Raw genomic sequence first — 19,277 nt, 5'->3', positions numbered from 1 at the left:
AACCCTTGCGGGCACCCAGGAAATCGTGTCGATACGTGTGTGGGTTTGAGCCTTGCGGGCAGAGTGCCCGTAAAGCGGCGCGTTTTATAGCACAAAAAACTATTCGAAGCTATAAGCTCAAAACCCGAAGCGAGACCCGCCGAGCGCTCTTCCAGCTTCAAGCTTCGGGCTTCCAGCTGTTAAGATTGCGCTCTTTATATAGAAACGCTCGAGAACCGCCATGACCGTGACCATCAAGACGCCCGCAGAAATCGAAAAGATGCGCGTGGCAGGCCGCCTGGCCGCCGAAGTCCTGGAGATGATCGGCGAGCACGTCAAACCCGGTGTCACCACCGAAGAGCTCGACCGCATCTGCCACGACTACATCGTCAACGTGCAGAAGGCGATTCCCGCCCCGCTCAACTACAAGGGCTTCCCCAAGTCCATCTGCACCTCGATCAACCACGTGGTCTGCCACGGCATCCCCAACGAGAAGCCGCTGAAGGATGGCGACACCCTGAACATCGACGTGACCGTCATCAAGGACGGCTACCACGGCGACACCAGCCGCATGTTCCATGTCGGCAAGGTGCCGGTCTGGGCCGAGCGCTTGTCCCAGGTGACCCAGGAGTGCATGTACAAGGCCATCCAGCTGGTCAGGCCGGGCTGCCGCCTGGGCGATATCGGCGAAGTGATCCAGAAGCATGCCGAGAAGAACGGCTTCTCGGTGGTCCGCGAATTCTGCGGCCACGGCATCGGCGCGGTGTTCCATGAAGAGCCGCAGATCCTCCACTACGGTCGCGCCGGCACCGGGATGGAACTCAAGGCCGGGATGACCTTCACCATCGAGCCGATGATCAACCAGGGCCGTGCCGAGACCAAGGTGCTGGGCGACGGCTGGACCGCCATCACCAAGGACCGCAAGCTCTCCGCGCAGTGGGAACACACGCTGATGGTGACCGAGACCGGCTACGAGATCTTCACCCTGCGCAGCGACGACACCATTCCCCGGGTTTCCGCCTGAGTCCCGACAACGCCCCACAGCTATAAGGAAGGCGACCGATGCCGCAGGTGGATCCCGAACTGTTCGACCGCGGCCAGTTCCAGGCCGAACTGGCGCTGAAATCCAGCCCCATCGCCGCCTTCAAGAAAGCCATCCGCCAGGCCAAGGATGTCCTCGACACCCGCTTCGCCAATGGCCGCGACATCCGCCGCCTGGTCGAGGACCGCGCCTGGTTCGTCGACCAGATCCTGCGCGCCGCCTGGGAGCGCTTCGACTGGAGCGAGGACGCCGACATCGCCCTGCTGGCGGTCGGCGGCTACGGCCGCGGCGAGTTGCACCCCTACTCGGACATCGACCTGCTGATCCTGCTGGACAGCGCCGACCACGAGACCTTCCGCGAATCCATCGAAGGCTTCCTCACCCTGCTCTGGGACATCGGCCTGGAAGTCGGGCAGAGCGTGCGCTCGGTGGACGAATGCGCCGAGGAGGCCCGCGCCGACCTGACGGTGGTCACCAATCTGATGGAAAGCCGCACCATCGCCGGCCCGGAAAGCCTGCGCAGGCGCATGCAGGACGTCACCAGCCCCGAGCGCATGTGGCCGAGCAAGGAATTCTTCCTCGCCAAGCGCCAGGAGCGGAAGGCCCGCCACGCCAAGTACAACGACACCGAATACAACCTGGAACCCAACGTGAAGGGCTCCCCCGGCGGCCTGCGCGACATCCAGACCATCCTCTGGGTCGCCCGCCGCCAGTTCGGCAGCCTCAACCTGCACGCCCTGGTCAAGGAAGGCTTCCTCGTGGAGAGCGAATGCAGCGTGCTCGCCTCCAGCCAGGAGTTCCTCTGGAAGGTGCGTTACGCCCTGCACATGCTCGCCGGTCGCGCCGAGGACCGCCTGCTGTTCGACCACCAGCGCAAGCTGGCCGGCCTGCTGGGCTTCCAGGGCGACGACGCCAAGCAGGCCATCGAGCACTTCATGCAGAAGTACTACCGCGTGGTGATGGGCGTCGCCGAGCTCAGCGACCTGATCAACCAGCACTTCGAGGAAGTCATCCTGCGCAGCGCCGGCTCCTCGCCCGCGCAACCGCTGAACAGCCGCTTCCAGCTGCGCGACGGCTACATCGAAGTCACCCACCCCAACGTCTTCAAGCGCACCCCCTTCGCCTTGCTGGAGATCTTCGTGCTGATGGCCCAGCACCCGGAGATCAAGGGCGTGCGCGCCGACACCATCCGCCTGCTGCGCGACAGCCGCCACCTCATCGACGACGACTTCCGCAGCGACATCCGCAACACCAGCCTGTTCATCGAGCTGTTCAAGTCGTCCCAGGGCATCCACCGCAACCTGCGTCGCATGAACCGCTACGGCATCCTCGGTCGCTACCTGCCGGAGTTCGGCCACATCATCGGGCAGATGCAGCACGACCTGTTCCACATCTATACGGTCGACGCCCACACGCTCAACCTGATCAAGCACCTGCGCAAGCTGAAGTGGCCGGAGCTGGCGGAGAAATTCCCGCTCGCCAGCAAGGTCATCGACAAGCTGCCCAAGCCCGAGCTGATCTACATCGCCGGCCTCTACCACGACATCGGCAAGGGCCGCGGCGGCGACCATTCCGAGCTCGGCGCCGTCGACGCCGAAGCCTTCTGCGCCCGCCACCAGTTGCCGGCCTGGGATTCGCGCCTGGTCACCTGGCTGGTGCAGAACCACCTGGTGATGTCCACCACCGCCCAGCGCAAGGACCTCTCCGACCCGCAGGTGATCTTCGATTTCGCCCAGCTGGTCGGCGACCAGACCCACCTCGACTACCTCTACGTGCTCACCGTGGCCGACATCAACGCCACCAACCCGAGCCTGTGGAACTCCTGGCGCGCCAGCCTCCTGCGCCAGCTCTACACCGAGACCAAGCGCGCCCTGCGCCGCGGCCTGGAGAACCCGCTGGACCGCGAAGAGCAGATCCGCCAGACCCAGACCGCCGCCATCGACATCCTCGTGCGCAACGGCATCGACCAGGACGACGCCGAGCAGCTCTGGTCCCAGCTCGGCGACGACTACTTCCTGCGCCATACCGCCAACGACGTCGCCTGGCACACCGAGGCCATCCTCCAGCACCCGGCCGGCAACGACCCGCTGGTGCTGATCAAGGAAACCGCCCAGCGCGAGTTCGAGGGTGCCACCCAGATCTTCATCTACGCCCCTGACCAGCACGACTTCTTCGCCGTGACCGTGGCCGCGATGAGCCAGCTCAACCTCAACATCCACGACGCGCGGATCATCACCTCCACCAGCCAGTTCACCCTCGACACCTACATCGTGCTCGACACCGCCGGCGGCTCCATCGGCGACAACCCGGCCCGGGTCAAGGAAATCCGCGAGGGCCTGATCGAAGCGCTGAAGAACCCCGACGAGTACCCGGCCATCATCCAGCGCCGCGTACCGCGCCAGCTCAAGCACTTCGCCTTCGCGCCCCAGGTGACCATCTCCAACGATGCCCAGCGCCCGGTCACCGTGCTGGAAGTGATCGCACCCGACCGCCCCGGCCTGCTGGCGCGCATCGGGCGCATCTTCCTCGACTTCGACCTGTCGCTGCAGAACGCCAAGATCGCCACCCTCGGCGAGCGGGTGGAAGACGTGTTCTTCGTCACCGACGCCGACAACCAGCCACTGGCCGACCCCGAACTCTGCCAGCGCCTGCAGGCGGCCATCGTCTCGCAGCTGTCCGAAGCCAACGCCCAGGGCGTTGACCCCACCCGAATCAGTATCTGAGCGCGCCCGTGCAGCCGCTCGCAGTAGCCAGGAACGACGCATGAACGACGCTCTGAACCACCTGCAGCCCTACCCCTTCGAAAAGCTCCGCGCCCTGCTCGGCGGCGTGCAACCGGCCGACAAGAAGGCCATCGCCCTGTCCATCGGCGAACCCAAGCACCGCTCGCCGGACTTCGTCGCCAAGGCCCTGGCCGACAGCCTCGACCAGATGGCCGTGTACCCCACCACCCTGGGCATCCCCGCCCTGCGCGAAGCCATCGCCGCCTGGTGCGAGCGCCGCTTCAAGGTGCCGGCCGGCTGGCTCGACGCCGCCCGCCACGTGCTGCCGGTGAACGGCACCCGCGAGGCGCTGTTCGCCTTCACCCAGACCGTGGTCAACCGCGCCGACCAGGGCCTGGTCGTCAGCCCGAACCCCTTCTATCAGATCTACGAAGGTGCGGCCCTGCTGGCCGGCGCCGAGCCCCACTACCTGCCGTGCCTGGCGGAGAACGGCTTCAATCCCGACTTCGACGCCGTGCCGGTCGAGGTCTGGCAGCGCTGCCAGATCCTCTTCCTCTGCTCCCCGGGCAACCCCACCGGTGCCCTGGTCCCGGTGGAACAACTGAAGAAACTGATCGCCCTGGCCGACGAACACGACTTCGTCATCGCCGCCGACGAGTGCTACAGCGAGCTGTACTTCGACGAAGCCAACCCGCCGGCCGGGCTGCTCACCGCCTGCGCCGAACTGGGCCGCAGCGACTTCGCCCGCTGCGTGGTCTTCCACAGCCTGTCCAAGCGCTCCAACCTGCCGGGCCTGCGCTCCGGCTTCGTCGCCGGTGACGCCGCCATCCTCAAGGCCTTCCTGCTGTACCGCACCTACCACGGCTGCGCCATGCCCGTGCAGACCCAGCTGGCCAGCATCGCCGCCTGGAAAGACGAAGCCCACGTGCGCGCCAACCGCGACCTGTACCGCGAGAAATACGACGCCGTGCTCGACATCCTCGGCGGCGTGCTCGACGTGCAACGCCCGGACGGCGGCTTCTACCTGTGGGCCAAGACCCCGGTGGACGATACGACCTTCACCCGCGGCCTGTTCGCCCGCGAGCACGTCACCGTGGTACCCGGCTCCTACCTCTCCCGCGAAGTGAACGGCTTCAACCCCGGTGCCGGCCGCGTGCGCATGGCCCTCGTCGCACCGCTCGCCGAGTGCATCGAAGCCGCCGAGCGCATCCGCGACTTCGTCCGCGGCCTCTGAGCCCCGCCCAGCGGGCCTTCCCGCCGTAACGAGACGGGGCGCCGCAACGGCGCCCCACCGGGCAATCCCGCGTGGCATAATCGCCGACCGACGTCGCGTGGCCCCTGGCTGCGCGGCCCTTGCCTCACGTGAATCCGAGCTGCCCCATGACCATCACCCTCTACGGCATCAAGGCCTGCGACACCATGAAGAAAGCCCGTACCTGGCTCGACGAGCAGGGCGTGAGCTATGCCTTCCACGACTACAAGACCGCCGCCATCGACCGCGCCAATCTGCAGAAATGGTGTGCCGAACACGGTTGGGAAACCGTCCTCAACCGTGCCGGCACCACCTTCCGCAAGCTCGATGACGCGCAGAAGGCCGATCTCGACCAGGCCAAGGCCATCGAACTGATGCTCGCCCAGCCGTCGATGATCAAGCGCCCGGTGCTCGACCTGGGCAACCGCACCCTGGTCGGCTTCAAGCCCGATCTCTACGCCGCCGCGTTCAATTGAGCGACCCCGGACGCGGCACAGCCCGGCAAGCCATCGACCGGACCGCCTGATCCACCCTATTCAGCAAGAGGAATTCCCATGTCCACCCAACTCTTCAGCGTCGCTTTCGGCGTCGGCACCCAGAACCGCCAGGGCAACTGGCTGGAAGTCTTCTACGCCCAGCCCCTGCTCAAGCCCGCCGCGCAACTGGTCGAGGCCATCACCTCGATCCTCGGCTACAGCGCCGGCAACCAGGCCATCGCCTTCACCAACGCCCAGGCCGCCGACCTGGCCACCGCCCTGAAGGAAATCGACCCGGCCCAATCCGCCCTGCTGACCCGCCTGGCCGAAAGCCAGAAGCCGCTGGTCGCCACCCTGCTGGCCGAAGACGCCGCCCTGACCTCCACCCCCGAGGCCTACCTCAAGCTGCACCTGCTGTCCCACCGCCTGGCCAAGCCCCACGGCCTGAACCTGACCGGCATCTTCCCGCTGCTGCCCAACGTCGCCTGGACCAGCCACGGCGCCGTCGACCTCGCCGAACTGGCCGAGCGCCAGCTGGAAGCGCGCCTGAAGGGCGAGCTGCTGGAAGTCTTCTCCGTGGACAAGTTCCCGAAGATGACCGACTACGTGGTCCCCGCCGGCGTGCGCATCGCCGACAGCGCCCGCGTGCGCCTGGGCGCCTACGTGGGTGAAGGCACCACCGTGATGCACGAGGGCTTCATCAATTTCAACGCCGGCACCGAAGGCCCGGGCATGATCGAAGGCCGCGTCTCCGCAGGCGTCTTCGTCGGCAAGGGTTCGGACCTGGGCGGCGGCTGCTCCACCATGGGCACCCTGTCCGGTGGCGGCAACATCGTCATCGCCGTCGGCGAAGGCTGCCTGATCGGCGCCAACGCCGGCATCGGCATCCCGCTGGGCGACCGCAACATCGTCGAAGCCGGCCTGTACATCACCGCCGGCACCAAGGTCGCCCTGCTGGACGACCAGAACGCCCTGGTGAAAGTGGTCAAGGCCCGCGACCTGGCCGGCCAGCCCGACCTGCTGTTCCGCCGCAACTCGCAGAACGGTGCCGTCGAGTGCAAGACCAACAAGACCGCCATCGAGCTGAACGAAGCGCTGCACGCGCATAACTAAAGGCAGCTTGAAGCTGAAAGCCTGAAGCCGGAAGTGACCTCGAGAACTTCCGGCTTCCAGCTTCTGGCTTCCAGCACATGCCGGTCCCAGGCTCATCGCTATGCTTCCGTCCCCTTGGCGCTCCGACTTCCCCGCCCTCTCGGCCCTCGATGCCGAGGGGCAGACCTACCTCGACAGCGCCGCCACCTCGCAGAAGCCCCAGGTGGTGCTCGACGCCCTGCTCGGCTACTACGCCAGCGGAGCGGCCAACGTCCACCGCGCCCAGCACCTGCCGGGAGAGCGGGCGACGAGGGCCTTCGAAGGCAGCCGTACGCGCGTCGCCCACTGGCTGAACGCCGCCCATCCGGCGCAGATCGTCTTCACCCGGGGCGCCACCGAGGCGTTCAACCTGCTGGCCTATGGGCTGGAGCGGCAGTTCGCACCTGGCGAGCGCCTCGTCATCAGCGCCCTGGAACACCACGCCAACCTGCTGCCCTGGCAGCAACTGGCGCGTCGCAGCCAGCTCGAGCTGGTGGTGCTGCCCCTGGATGCACGCGGTGACATCGACCTCGACCAGGCACGCCAGTTGATCGACTCGCGCACCCGCCTGCTGGCCGTCAGCCAGCTGTCCAACGTGCTCGGTCGCTGGCAACCCCTCGGCGAACTGCTGGCCATGGCCCGCCAGCAAGGCGCGCTGACCGTGGTGGATGGCGCGCAGGGCGTGGTCCATGGCCGCCATGACGTGCAGGCCCTGGGCTGCGACTTCTACGTGTTCTCCGGTCACAAGCTCTACGGGCCGGAAGGCGTCGGCGTGCTCTACGGCAAGGCGGACGCCCTCGCCCGCCTCGATCACTGGCAGTTCGGCGGCGAGATGGTCCATCGCGCCGATTACCACGACGCCGACTTCCATGGCGCCCCGCTCGGCTTCGAGGCCGGCACCCCGGCCATCGCCCCGGTGATCGGGCTTGGCGCCGCGCTCGACTACCTCGGCAGCCTCGACGCCGCCGCCGTCACCGCCCACGAGACCGTGCTCCACGCCAAACTCATGGCCGGCCTCGCCGCCCGCGACGGCGTACGCCTGGTGGGCGATCCCCAGGTGGCGCTCGCCTGCTTCGGCGTCGAGGGCGTGCACAACGCCGACCTCGCCCACCTGCTCACCGAACAGGGCATCGCCGTGCGCGCCGGGCATCACTGCGCCATGCCGCTGTACCAGGGGCTCGGCCTCGGCGGCGCGATCCGCGTCTCGCTCGGCCTCTACAACGACAGCGCCGACCTGGAGCGCCTCTTCGTTGCCCTCGACAAGGCCCTGGAGCTGCTGCGATGAGCCTGCCACCCGCCGCCGCCGATGCCCTTGCCGCCTTCGCCGGCGCAGGCAGCTGGGAACAGCGCGCCCGCCTGCTGATGCAATGGGGCGAACGCCTGGAGCCGCTGGCGGACGCAGAGCGCAGCGAAGCCAACCGCGTGCACGGCTGCGAGAGCCAGGTCTGGCTGGTGGATGAAATGAAGGATGGCCAGCGCCATTTCCGCGCCGCCAGCGATGCGCGGCTGATCCGCGGCCTGCTCGCCGTGCTGCTGGTGCGCGTCCAGGGCCTGCCGGCGGAAGAGCTGGCTACCCTCGACCTTGCCGACTGGTTCACCCAGCTCGGCCTCGCCCGGCAGCTCTCCCCCTCCCGCAGCAACGGCCTCAACGCCGTGCTCGACAGGATGCGCAAGGCCGCACCGTGAAGGCCGGAGCTTGAATTCCTTGCTACGGGTTTCGCGCCTGTAGGAGCGAGCTCTGCGCGAAGCCTTTGGCCCGGTTGCCCGGGCTCACCCCACCATCGAAGCCACCGGCAACCCCGTTGGTGGATGGAAGAGCGCCATCCACCCTACGCAGCGACGGCCCTCCGCGTGGGAGCGAATTCATCCGCGAAAAAGCCCCGGTGCAACTGTGCTAGCCCGCAGCCCGTTCCGACGGCCGCCGCGCACCGGCCACCAGCTTGTCCACGGTTCTGGCAGCCGCCGCCATGCCGAAGCTGGCGGTGACCATCATCACCGCGCCGAAGCCGCCGGCGCAGTCCAGCTTCACACCCTCGCCGACGAAGCTCTTCTGCTGGCACACCGAGCCATCGGGCTTGGGGTAGCGCAGCTGCTCGGTGGAGAACACGCAGGGCACGCTGTAGGTGCGCCCCGGCGTGCGGGAGAAGTTGTAGTCGCGGCGCAGCATGGAGCGCACCTTGGCCGCCAGCGGATCGTTGAAGGTCTTGTTCAGGTCGGTGACCTGGATCTGCGTCGGGTCCACCTGGCCTCCCGCGCCGCCAGTGGTGACGATCTGGATCTTGCGCCGCTTGCACCAGGCGATCAGCGCCGCCTTGGCCGCCACGCTGTCGATGCAGTCGATCACCGCATCCAGCTCCGGGGTGATGTACTCGGCCATGGTCTCGCGGGTGACGAAGTCCGCCACCGCGTGCACCACGCAGGCCGGGTTGATGGCGCGGATGCGTTCGGCCATCACCTCCACCTTGGCCCGCCCCACGGCGCCCTCGATGGCGTGCACCTGGCGGTTGGTGTTGGTGATGCAGACATCGTCCAGGTCGAACAGCGAGATCTCGCCCACGCCGGACCGCGCCAGCGCCTCCGCCGCCCAGGAGCCGACGCCGCCGATGCCGACCACCGCCACGTGCGCCGCCTGCAGGCGCGCCGCGCCCTCCAGCCCATAGAGGCGGGCGATGCCACCGAAACGTTCGTCTGTACTCATGCCTAGCTCCCAACTCGCCAGCCACCTGGCCGGGCGCGCATTATAGGAAGCGTCGACCGCCATCCCAAGCCCGACACCGCTGAATGGCGGGCCATAGATCGCCCCGCAGCCCTCCAGCGCTATAGTCGGCCGATAACAAAAAGGGAGCCCAGCATGCGCAACTTCAGCTTCTACAACCCCACCCGCATCCACTTCGGCGAAGGCCAGATCGACAAGCTGGCCCGTGAAATCCCCGCCGGCAGCCGGGTGCTGGTCACCCACGGCGGCGGCAGCATCTTCCAGAACGGCGTCTGGCAGCAGGTGGAACAGGCCCTGGCCGGCTATGCCCTCACCCGCTTCGCCGGCATCGAGGCCAACCCGCAGTTCGACACCCTGGTCAAGGCCGTGGAACTGGCCCGCCGCGAAGGCTGCGACTTCATCCTCGCCGTGGGTGGGGGCTCGGTGATCGACGGCAGCAAGTTCATCGCCGCCGCCCTGTGCCACGAGGGCGACCCGCTCGACCTGCTCACCGGCACCCGGGCCAAGGCGGCCCTGCCCCTGGGCTGCGTGCTGACCCTCGCCGCCACCGGTTCGGAGAGCAACCCCCACGGCGTGGTCACCCATGTCGCCCGACAGGAGAAACTGCCCTTCTCCAGCCCACTGCTGTACCCGCGCTTCGCCATCCTCGACCCGTGCACCACCTTCAGCCTGCCGGCCCGACAGATCGGCAACGGCGTGGTCGATGCCTTCGTCCACACCCTGGAGCAGTACCTCACCTACCCCGCCGACGCGCCGCTGCAGGATCGCCAGGCCGAAGGCCTGCTGCTCACCCTTATAGAGGAAGGCCCCAGGGCCCTCGCCAACCCCGAGGACTACACGGCGCGCGCCAACCTCATGTGGTGCGCCACCCAGGCCCTCAACGGCCTGCTCGGCTGCGGCGTGCCCCAGGACTGGGCGACCCACATGATCGGCCATGAACTCACCGCCCTCTACCACCTCGACCACGCCCAGACCCTGGCCGTGGTGCTGCCGGCGCTGCTGGCGGAGCGCCGTGAACCCAAGCGCGCCAAGCTGATCCAGTACGCCGAGCGTGTCTGGGGCATCGAGGGCGACGAGGACACGAAGATCGACGGCGCCATCGCCGCCACCCGCGACTTCTTCCAGGCCCTGGGCGTGCCCACCCGCCTCGCCGACCACGGGCTGGATGCCGAGGTCATCCCCCAGGTGCTGGCGCAGCTGGAGCGCCATGGCATGACCGCCCTCAGCGAACGCCGCGACCTCGACCTGGAAGCCAGCGAGCGCATCCTGCTGCGAGCGCTGTAGTCCGCTTCGTATCGGGCCCGACACCAAGCCCTCCGGCGGGCCCGGCAAATCCCCGCGAACTTCTCCGCAACCCCAGGGACAAAGCCTGTGTGCAATGGCCGGTGGGCACGGCTATCGTTCGTACACAATCTATACAGTCGCCGGACGCCGGAGTAGCATGCGCGCCGACCAGCGCTCGCTGGCGCTATCTCCCCGTTCCACGCTTCGGAACCTGAAATCCCTATGCCATCGCGTAAATTTGGACTCAACCTGGTGGTCTTCGTGGCGGTCGCTGCGTTGTTCACCGGAATCTGGGCGCTCTACAACCGTCCCGTCAGCGCCCCGGACTGGCCGGAGCAGATCTCCGGCTACTCCTACTCGCCGTTCCGTGTGGACCAGAACCCGCAGCAGGATCGCTACCCCACCGACGAGCAGATCCGTGAAGACCTCGAGCTGCTGAGCAAGCAGACCGACAACATCCGCACCTACTCGGTGGACGGCACCCTCGCCGACATCCCCCGCATCGCCGAGGAATTCGGCCTGCGCGTGACCCTCGGCATCTGGATCAGCCCGGACGAGGCGCGCAACGAGCGCGAGATCACCAAGGCCATCGAGATCGCCAACACCTCGCGCAGCGTCGTCCGCGTGGTGGTGGGCAACGAAGCGCTGTTCCGCCGCGAGATCAGCCGCAAGGACCTCTCCGTCTACCTCGACCGCGTGCGCGCCGCCGTGAAGGTACCGGTGACCACCTCCGAGCAGTGGCACATCTGGCTGAAGTACCCGGAGCTGGCCAAGCACGTCGACCTGATCGCCGCCCACGTCCTGCCCTACTGGGAATTCATCCCCATGCAGGACTCCACCCAGTTCGTGCTGGAGCGCGCCAAGGACCTGAAGAAGACCTTCCCGAAGAAGCCGCTGCTGCTGTCCGAAGTGGGCTGGCCGAGCAACGGTCGCATGCGCGGCGGCGCCGACGCCTCCCAGGCCGACCAGGCCATCTACCTGCGCACCCTGGTCAACGCCCTCAACGCCCAGGGCTACAACTACTTCGTGATCGAAGCCTTCGACCAGCCGTGGAAGGCCAGTGACGAAGGCTCGGTGGGCGCCTACTGGGGCGTCTACAACCTGGAGCGCCAGCCCAAGTTCAACTTCGAAGGCCCGGTGATCGCCATCCCGCAGTGGCGCATGCTCGCCGTCGCCTCGGTGGTCATGGCCCTGCTGGCCCTGGCCCTGATGCTCATCGACGGCAGCGCCCTGCGCCAGCGCGGCCGTACCTTCCTCACCTTCGTCGCCTTCGCCGGCGGCTCGGTGCTGGTGTGGATCGCCTACGACTACAGCCAGCAGTACAGCACCTGGTTCAGCCTCACGGTCGGCGTGCTACTGGGCATCGGCGCCCTGGGCGTGTTCATCGTGCTGCTCACCGAAGCCCACGAACTGGCCGAGGCGGTCTGGGTACGCTCGCGCCGCCGGCCGTTCCTGCCGGTGATCGGCGACTCGGCCTACCGGCCCAAGGTGTCGATCCACGTGCCCTGCTACAACGAGCCGCCGGAGATGGTCAAGCAGACCCTCGACGCCCTCGCCGCACTCGACTATCCGGACTACGAAGTCCTGATCATCGACAACAACACCAAGGACCCGGCGGTCTGGGAGCCGGTGCAGGCCTACTGCGAACAGCTCGGCCCGCGCTTCCGCTTCTTCCACGTGGCCCCGCTCGCCGGCTTCAAGGGCGGCGCCCTGAACTACATCCTGCCGCACACCGCGCCCGACGCCGAAGTCGTGGCGGTGATCGACTCCGACTACTGCGTGAACCCCAACTGGCTCAAGCACATGGTCCCGCACTTCGCCGATCCGTCGATCGCCGTGGTGCAGTCGCCGCAGGACTACCGCGACGGCAAGGAAAACACCTTCAAGAAGCTCTGCTACGCCGAGTACAAGGGCTTCTTCCACATCGGCATGGTGACCCGCAACGACCGCAACGCGATCATCCAGCACGGCACCATGACCATGATCCGCCGCACCGTGATGGACGAACTGCAATGGGCCGACTGGACCATCTGCGAGGACGCAGAGCTCGGCCTGCGCGTGTTCGAGAAGGGCTACGCCGCCGCCTACGCCCATGACAGCTTCGGCCAGGGCCTGATGCCCGACACCTTCATCGACTACAAGAAGCAGCGCTTCCGCTGGGCCTACGGCGCCATCCAGATCATGAAGGGGCACGCCCGCAGCCTGTTCCTGGGCAAGGACTCCGAGCTCAAGCGTGGCCAGCGCTACCACTTCATCGCCGGCTGGCTGCCGTGGATCGCCGACGGCCTGAACATCTTCTTCACCATCGGTGCGCTGCTCTGGTCGGCCGCGATGATCATCGTGCCGCAGCGGGTCGACCCGCCGCTGCTGATCTTCGCCATCCCGCCGCTGGCGCTGTTCTTCTTCAAGGTGGCGAAGATCGTGTTCCTCTACCAGCGCGCCGTCGGCGTCAACCTGAAGGACGCGTTCTGCGCCGCGGTGGCGGGCCTGGCCCTGTCGCACACCATCGCCAAGGCGGTGCTGTACGGCTTCTTCACCACCAGCATCCCGTTCTTCCGCACGCCGAAGATGCGCAGCAACCACGGCCTGATGATGGCCCTGGCCGAAGCCCGCGAAGAGGTCTTCGTGATGCTCCTGCTGTGGGGCGCGGCCATCGGCATCGGCATCGTCCAGGGCCTGCCTAGCGCCGACGTGAAGTTCTGGGTGGCCATGCTGCTGGTGCAGTCGCTGCCCTACCTCGCCGCGCTGATCATGGCGCTGCTCTCCTCGGCGCCCAAGCCGCTGGAGCACCCCCACCAGGAAGCTGCGGCCTGACCCGCAGCGGGTGACCTAAACGGCGGCCAATGGCCGCCGTTTATGTTTTAAGATGTCGTCCTTTTCACGCCTTGCCGCCTTTCCGGAGTCCCGCATGACCGCCCTGTCCCCCACCCTCGAGCTCGCCTGCGACCTCATCCGCCGCCCCTCGGTCACACCGGTCGATGAAGGCTGCCAGGAGCTGATGATGCGCCGCCTGGAGGCCGTCGGCTTCCGCATCGAGCGCATGCGCATCGAGGACGTGGAGAACTTCTGGGCCATCCGTGGCGGCGAAGGCCCCGTGCTGTGCTTCGCCGGCCATACCGATGTGGTCCCCACCGGCCCGCTGCAGGCCTGGCAGCACCAGCCCTTCGACGCCCAGATCGACGAACACGGCATGCTCTGCGGCCGTGGCGCCGCCGACATGAAGGGCAGCCTGGCGTCGATGATCATCGCCGTCGAGCGCTTCGTCGCCGCGCACCCGGAGCACAAAGGGGCCATCGCCTTCCTCATCACCAGCGACGAGGAAGGCCCCGCGCACCACGGCACCAAGGCCGTGGTCGAGCGCCTGGCCGCCCGTGGCGAGCGCCTGGACTGGTGCATCGTCGGCGAACCCTCCAGCACCACCCTGGTGGGTGACGTGGTGAAGAACGGTCGCCGTGGCTCCCTCGGCGCCACCCTCACCGTGCGCGGCGTGCAAGGGCACGTGGCCTACCCGCACCTGGCGAAGAACCCGATCCACCTGGCCGCCCCGGCCCTGGCGGAACTCGCCGCCGAGCACTGGGACGACGGCAACGCCTTCTTCCCGCCGACCAGCTTCCAGGTCTCCAACCTCAATGCCGGCACCGGCGCCACCAACGTGATCCCCGGCGAGCTGGTGGCGGTGTTCAACTTCCGCTTCTCCACCGAATCCACGGTCGAAGGCCTGCAACAGCGGGTCAACGCCATCCTCGACAAGCACGGCCTGGACTACCACGTGGAATGGGCCCTCTCCGGCCTGCCGTTCCTCACCGAACCGGGCGAACTGCTCGACGCGGTGGCCGCCAGCATCAAGGCGGTGACCGGCCGCGAGACCACGCCCTCCACCAGCGGCGGCACCTCCGACGGACGCTTCATCGCCACCATGGGCACCCAGGTGGTGGAACTCGGCCCGGTCAACGCCACCATCCACCAGGTCAACGAGCGGGTGCTGGCCAGCGACCTCGACCTGCTGAGCGACATCTACGAACAGACCCTCGTGCGACTGCTGGCCTGATCATGCTCACCTGCCCCATCTGCCAGGCGCCGCTGTCCGCCCAGGACAACGGCGTCGCCTGCCCGGCCAACCACCGCTTCGACCGTGCCCGCCAGGGTTACCTGAACCTGCTGCCGGTGCAGCACAAGAACAGCCGTGACCCGGGCGACAACGCCGCCATGGTCGAGGCGCGCCGGCGCTTCCTCGAAGGCGGCCACTACGCGCCCCTGGCCGCGCGCCTGGCCCTGCTGGCGGCCGAGCGCAGCCCGGCACGCTGGCTGGATATCGGCTGTGGCGAGGGCTACTACACCGCGCAGATCGCCGATGCCCTGCCCGCCGCCGATGGCTATGGCCTGGACATCTCCCGCGAGGCGGTGAAGCGCGCCTGCCGCCGCGCCCCCGGCCTGACCTGGCTGGTGGCGAGCATGGCCCGCGTGCCCCTGGCCGACGCCAGCTGCCAACTGCTGGCCAGCGTCTTCAGCCCGCTGGACTGGCAGGAAGCCCGCCGCCTGCTCGCCCCCGGCGGTGGCCTGCTGCGCATGGGCCCGACCCGCGGCCACCTGATGCAGCTGCGCGAACGCCTCTATGACGAGGTGCGCGACTACGACGACGAGAAACACCTGTCGCTGATCCCCGAGGGCATGACGCTGGCCCACAGCGAAACCCTCGAGTTCGACCTGCACCTGGCCAGCAGCGAGGCCCGTGCCGACCTCCTCGCCATGACGCCCCACGGCTGGCGCGCCAGCGCCGAACGCCGTGCCGCCGTGATCAAGGACGCCTTCGAAGTGACGGTCTCCATACGCTACGATTGGATCGTCAGAAACTAGGACCCCGCCATGCGCCAACCCGATATCGAGATCTACCTGAAGGACGCCGACCAGGATGCCGTCGCCACCTGGCTGGCGCAGGCCCTGGGCCCCTGCTCGCCCTGGCAGCAGAAGGGGCAGACCTTCAAATGCGACGCCGGTGGCGTTCCCGTGACCTGGCTGCCACGCGCCGTGGGCAAGTGGCACAGCCTGCTGCTGGAGAGCGACACGACGCCCTGGGAGGACGACCTCGGCTGCGCGCTGGCGGCCTTCGCCGCACTGGGTGTGGAAATCCGCTGCGCACCGGGCGGCTGGCAGGAAGAGGAAGGCGAGGAAGATGCGGATCGCTGGATCAAGGTCAACGCCGCGGGCGCCAACGAGTTCATCTGGCGCACCGAATAGGCGCAGCACTCGGCGCGGTATCGCAGAAAACAAAAGGCCCGTCATCGACGGGCCTTTTGTCTGGAGTCGTCAGACTCTGGAGACGTCTTCCGCCTGCAGGCCTTTCTGCCCCTGGATCACCGCGAATTCCACTTTCTGGCCTTCGACCAGGGAGCGGTGCCCCTCGCCGCGGATAGCACGGTAGTGAACGAATACATCCGGACCGCTTTCGCGCTGAATGAATCCATAGCCTTTAGCGTCATTGAACCACTTGACGGTTCCGACCTCACGATCAGCCATTACTACTCTCTCCAAACTCGCAATTTTTGTTGTTTGCCTCTTATTCAAGAGGCTTGGACGGTTAGGCAAGGACGTTCTTCTTCTTATATCCGACCGCAGTCCAGAGAGGCGTGGGCGGGTATTACGAATGGCGTTCTTTTAACCACCGCGACCGGAGTATACGACAGGAAATGCTACAGAAAAGCACTTTTTTCCGGCACCGTGAAAGGGCCGGCTGGCAGGGCTTTCACGCCCTTTTATGGGTCTTGCGGGTCACATATTGGGGCACTCCCGGAGCCGACGAAAAGCAACTTGCAAACGCCTGTCGCCCACTCCGGTAGTTGCCTTGGTCACTTGGCCGAAATGAGGTCTTCGAGTGTCTTGGCCAACGCCTGGTATTGGAACGCCTCGATGCGATAAGCCCAGTCGAGGCGACCCGCTACTTGTTCGCCGTCGAACTTTTCCTTGCGCTTCAACTGCATCCAGTACTGCTCGCCCTGCGCCAGGATGACGCCCTCGAGCTGGCCCCCGGCGAAGCTCTGCAGGCTGAACTGCAGCAGCGGCCGGTCCTTGAACTGCACCTGGTCCAGCGGCGCGGCATCGGCGAAATCCAGGCTGGCGAACAGCGTCGCCATGCCGTTGGCCGCTGCCTCGTAGGCCAGCTTGCGACCGGCCGGCAATTGGCGGACCTTGAGGTTCGGCTCGCCCGCTGCGTCGCGATGGACCGTCAGCGCCTTGCCCTGGCGGGTGGTCACCTCCACCTGGCGCACGCTGTCGAACGGGATGCGGGTGATACGCCGATCCAGCCAGCCCAGCTCGGTCTCCGGCATCAGGATGCGCCGGTCGACCAGCCAGCTCTGTGCCTGGTCGGCCAGGCGTACCAGCTGTCCCTTGCCCTGCTGGCCGGGCTTGCCCACCAGCACCACCTGCTCGGGCAGGTGTTCGCCCTGGAGCGTCACGCGGATGCCCTGGCCTTCGCCTTTGTCCGCCAGGCCGAGCTGGCCATGCAGCTCGGCCCTGGCGGTGCGCGCCTCCACCTCGCGGGCCTCGCCCAGCGCCCTCAGCAGGTCGGCGACCGGCTTGGCCGCCGCCGGATAGCCGGCCTTGTCGGGCAACCTCCAGACACCGTCCTGGCGTGCCAGGCGCAGCACCGGCTGGCCGGGGCGCTGCACCTCGATGCGCTCCACCTCGGCGAGCCGGCCCTGCAGGGCCGGCAGCAGCGGCGACGGCCCCTTGGCCGCCAGGGGCTCGGGGGTCCGGTGCAGGCCGACATAGGCCAGCACCAGTGCAACGGCTACGAGGGCCAGGAACAACAGGGCCTTGCGTCCCATCAGGCTTCTCTCCTCAGGCCCGGCGACGACGCCAGAACCACAGCAGCAGTACGCCCAGGGTCAGTACCAGCGGCACCAGGGCGATGTTGATGAACTTGAGGGTACGGCCGAGCTTCTCGATATCGGCGTTGAGCTGGTAGTTGACCTCGCGCAGCTCCTTGCGGATGCGCACCTTCTCCTGCATGAACTGCTGCAGGGTGGCCTGCTGTTCGGGGGTCAGCTCCAGGGCCTTGGTCGGGTCCTGGTTCTTCTGCAGGCTGGCCAGCTTCTGCTCGGTGTCGGCCAGGCGCTGCTGCAGCACCTGCTCCTGCTCGCGGAAGCGGGTTTCCGCCTCGCGCTGCAGCGACTCGACCACGGTGAAGGGCCGGGTGAAGCGGCCACGGGAGCGCACGCTGATCAGCGCCTCGGAACCGGCGAGGTTGTCCAGGGCGTTGATGGCGAAGCCGGAGTTGTCGGCCCAGGGTTGCGGCACGCGCTGGCCGAAGAAGTCCTGCACCTGCACCCACATGCGGTCGCTGAGCATGTCGGTGTCGGCGACCACGATGACGTTGATGTTGTCCGCCGACTTGAGCCCGTCCTTGCGGCCCTCGATGCCATCGGGGAAGGCGCTTTGCGCCGGCCCGCCGATCCGTGCGGCGATGGCGTAGCGATCACCGCTGGGCTTGAGTTCGCGCATCAGCACGTCGGGGTTGCGCAGCATGGCGAAACGCTCGGCGTCGAAGGGCATGGCGTACTCCGAGCTCTGGATCAGCGGCGCGAAGTGGGTCTTCGCACCCTCCAGCGGGCGCAGGATGCCGGCCGTGGCGACGGTGACCGTCTCCAGGTTCGCGGTGGCGATGTCGCTGGCGTCCAGGGCCTTCTTCGGCAGGCTTAGCCAACCGACGTGACGCGCCGGACGCTGGCCCTCGCCCATGCTCACCGACATGGCGTAGGCACCATCGCCCACCACCTTGCCGGGCACCATCTCCAGGCCCCAGGCCTTGAACAGCTCGGGGAGGTCGGAGGCCTTGTCCTCGCCGGGCATCTCGCCGGGCATCTGCATGCCGTGGTCGGCTTCGCTGTAGGGGTCGACGAAGACCAGCAGCTTGCCGCCACGCAGGACGAACTGGTCGATGGCGTACCGGGTCTGCTGCGGCAGGTTCTTCGGGTGCACCAGCAACAGCACCGAGACCTTGTCGGGAATCTGGTCGACGCTGGGCTTGACGCTCTCGATCTGGAACAGCTGGCGGATCTCCTCCATCACCATCCAGGGCTGGCTCGGCTGGCGGGTCTGCATGTCGAAGCCCCCGTTGATGGGCAGCCCCGACATCACCCCGACCACGGGTCGCTGCGGCTTGGCCAGGCTCTGCACCAGGCGGCTGATCTCGTACTCGAGGAACTCCTCCTGGTCGAGCGGGAAGAACGGGATGATCTGCCGGTCATCGACCGCGTTGGTGCCGGCCAGGCCGAAGTAGATCGAGTCGCCGCCCTGCTGCAACGGGATCGCCTGCAGGCCGAATTCGGCGGCCTTGTCCTCGTCCTCGGAGAAGGGCTCGGGATCGACGATGTGCAGCTTGATCTTGCCGTCCGCCGCCTGGGCGTAGGCCTTGAGCATCTCCTCCACGCGCTTGGCGTAGTTGCGCAGCACGACCAGGTCCTTGGCGGACTTGTCGGAGTAGAAGAAGTACAGGTTGATGGGCTCGTCCAGCTCCCCGAGGATCTGCCGGGTGCCGTCGGAGATGGTGTAGAGCTTCTGCTCGGTGAGGTCGAGGCGGGCGTTGGTCAGCGCCAGCCCGGAGACCATGTTGAACGCCAGGAAGGCCAGGGCGATGAGCAGCAGGCCGGCGCTGGAATACATCAGTTTCTTCATG

Annotated in this window: 16 protein-coding genes; 12 read left to right on the top strand and 4 right to left on the bottom strand. The window is 67.2% G+C overall.

The window, feature by feature from the left end; translation table 11 throughout:
* The first annotated feature begins 220 nt into the window (after positions 1-220).
* From map to ACYJSS_RS06210, 7 genes are all read left to right on the top strand, one after another.
* A complete protein-coding gene (gene map / locus ACYJSS_RS06240; RefSeq protein ID WP_111261673.1) occupies positions 221-1,003 on the top strand; it encodes a type I methionyl aminopeptidase in 783 nt (260 codons plus the stop codon).
* A gap of 38 nt (positions 1,004-1,041) precedes the next feature.
* A complete protein-coding gene (locus ACYJSS_RS06235) occupies positions 1,042-3,744 on the top strand; it encodes a [protein-PII] uridylyltransferase (RefSeq protein ID WP_236204605.1) in 2,703 nt (900 codons plus the stop codon).
* A 40-nt stretch (positions 3,745-3,784) separates the two neighbouring features.
* Positions 3,785-4,978 (top strand): succinyldiaminopimelate transaminase, encoded by a 1,194-nt coding sequence (gene dapC, locus ACYJSS_RS06230; protein WP_236204606.1) that lies wholly within the window; start codon positions 3,785-3,787, stop codon positions 4,976-4,978.
* Between the two features lie 146 nt (positions 4,979-5,124).
* Positions 5,125-5,472 carry an ArsC family reductase gene (locus ACYJSS_RS06225; RefSeq protein ID WP_111261676.1) on the top strand — a complete coding sequence of 116 codons (348 nt, stop codon included), beginning with the start codon at positions 5,125-5,127 and terminating at the stop codon, positions 5,470-5,472.
* A 78-nt stretch (positions 5,473-5,550) separates the two neighbouring features.
* Positions 5,551-6,585 carry a 2,3,4,5-tetrahydropyridine-2,6-dicarboxylate N-succinyltransferase gene (gene dapD / locus ACYJSS_RS06220; RefSeq protein WP_236204607.1) on the top strand — a complete coding sequence of 345 codons (1,035 nt, stop codon included), beginning with the start codon at positions 5,551-5,553 and terminating at the stop codon, positions 6,583-6,585.
* Positions 6,586-6,685: 100 nt separating this feature from the next.
* Positions 6,686-7,888: an aminotransferase class V-fold PLP-dependent enzyme gene (locus ACYJSS_RS06215; protein ID WP_111261678.1), complete on the top strand. Its 1,203-nt coding sequence runs from the start codon at positions 6,686-6,688 to the stop codon at positions 7,886-7,888.
* Complete coding sequence (locus ACYJSS_RS06210; RefSeq protein ID WP_236204608.1) at positions 7,885-8,289, top strand: SufE family protein; 405 nt, start codon at positions 7,885-7,887, stop codon at positions 8,287-8,289. Before ACYJSS_RS06215 ends, ACYJSS_RS06210 begins: the two co-directional genes overlap by 4 nt.
* Positions 8,290-8,497: 208 nt before the next feature.
* On the opposite strand, the gene tcdA is transcribed toward ACYJSS_RS06210, so the two are convergent.
* Positions 8,498-9,301 carry a tRNA cyclic N6-threonylcarbamoyladenosine(37) synthase TcdA gene (gene tcdA, locus ACYJSS_RS06205; protein WP_111261680.1) on the bottom strand — a complete coding sequence of 268 codons (804 nt, stop codon included), beginning with the start codon at positions 9,299-9,301 and terminating at the stop codon, positions 8,498-8,500.
* Between the two features lie 153 nt (positions 9,302-9,454).
* On the opposite strand from tcdA, the gene ACYJSS_RS06200 reads away from it, so the two are divergent.
* The 5 genes from ACYJSS_RS06200 to ACYJSS_RS06180 all read left to right on the top strand — a co-directional run bounded on the left by ACYJSS_RS06200 (position 9,455) and on the right by ACYJSS_RS06180 (position 15,838).
* Positions 9,455-10,603 (top strand): iron-containing alcohol dehydrogenase, encoded by a 1,149-nt coding sequence (locus ACYJSS_RS06200; RefSeq protein ID WP_111261681.1) that lies wholly within the window; start codon positions 9,455-9,457, stop codon positions 10,601-10,603.
* Between the two features lie 222 nt (positions 10,604-10,825).
* Entirely contained in the window at positions 10,826-13,417 is a 2,592-nt protein-coding gene (locus tag ACYJSS_RS06195; RefSeq protein WP_111261682.1) for a glycosyltransferase, read from the top strand.
* 94 nt (positions 13,418-13,511) lie between these two features.
* Complete coding sequence (dapE, locus tag ACYJSS_RS06190; protein WP_111261683.1) at positions 13,512-14,651, top strand: succinyl-diaminopimelate desuccinylase; 1,140 nt, start codon at positions 13,512-13,514, stop codon at positions 14,649-14,651.
* A 2-nt stretch (positions 14,652-14,653) separates the two neighbouring features.
* A complete protein-coding gene (locus tag ACYJSS_RS06185; RefSeq protein ID WP_111261684.1) occupies positions 14,654-15,457 on the top strand; it encodes a putative RNA methyltransferase in 804 nt (267 codons plus the stop codon).
* 9 nt (positions 15,458-15,466) lie between these two features.
* A complete protein-coding gene (locus ACYJSS_RS06180) occupies positions 15,467-15,838 on the top strand; it encodes a hypothetical protein (protein ID WP_111261685.1) in 372 nt (123 codons plus the stop codon).
* Between the two features lie 69 nt (positions 15,839-15,907).
* Here ACYJSS_RS06180 and ACYJSS_RS06175 read toward each other — a convergent pair whose 3' ends face one another.
* The 3 genes from ACYJSS_RS06175 to ACYJSS_RS06165 all read right to left on the bottom strand — a co-directional run bounded on the left by ACYJSS_RS06175 (position 15,908) and on the right by ACYJSS_RS06165 (position 19,276).
* Positions 15,908-16,117: a cold-shock protein gene (locus ACYJSS_RS06175; protein WP_111261686.1), complete on the bottom strand. Its 210-nt coding sequence runs from the start codon at positions 16,115-16,117 to the stop codon at positions 15,908-15,910.
* Between the two features lie 329 nt (positions 16,118-16,446).
* Positions 16,447-17,427 (bottom strand): DUF4340 domain-containing protein, encoded by a 981-nt coding sequence (locus tag ACYJSS_RS06170; protein WP_236204609.1) that lies wholly within the window; start codon positions 17,425-17,427, stop codon positions 16,447-16,449.
* Between the two features lie 13 nt (positions 17,428-17,440).
* The gene (locus ACYJSS_RS06165) at positions 17,441-19,276 is read right to left on the bottom strand and encodes a GldG family protein (protein WP_111261688.1); all 1,836 of its coding nucleotides are present in this window, start codon (positions 19,274-19,276) and stop codon (positions 17,441-17,443) included.
* Between the last annotated feature and the right edge of the window lies 1 nt (position 19,277).

The organism is Pseudomonas sp. No.21, assembly GCF_054558415.1.
Note: the sequence above shows the minus strand (reverse complement) of the source record. Positions and strands in the feature narration are given on the sequence as shown.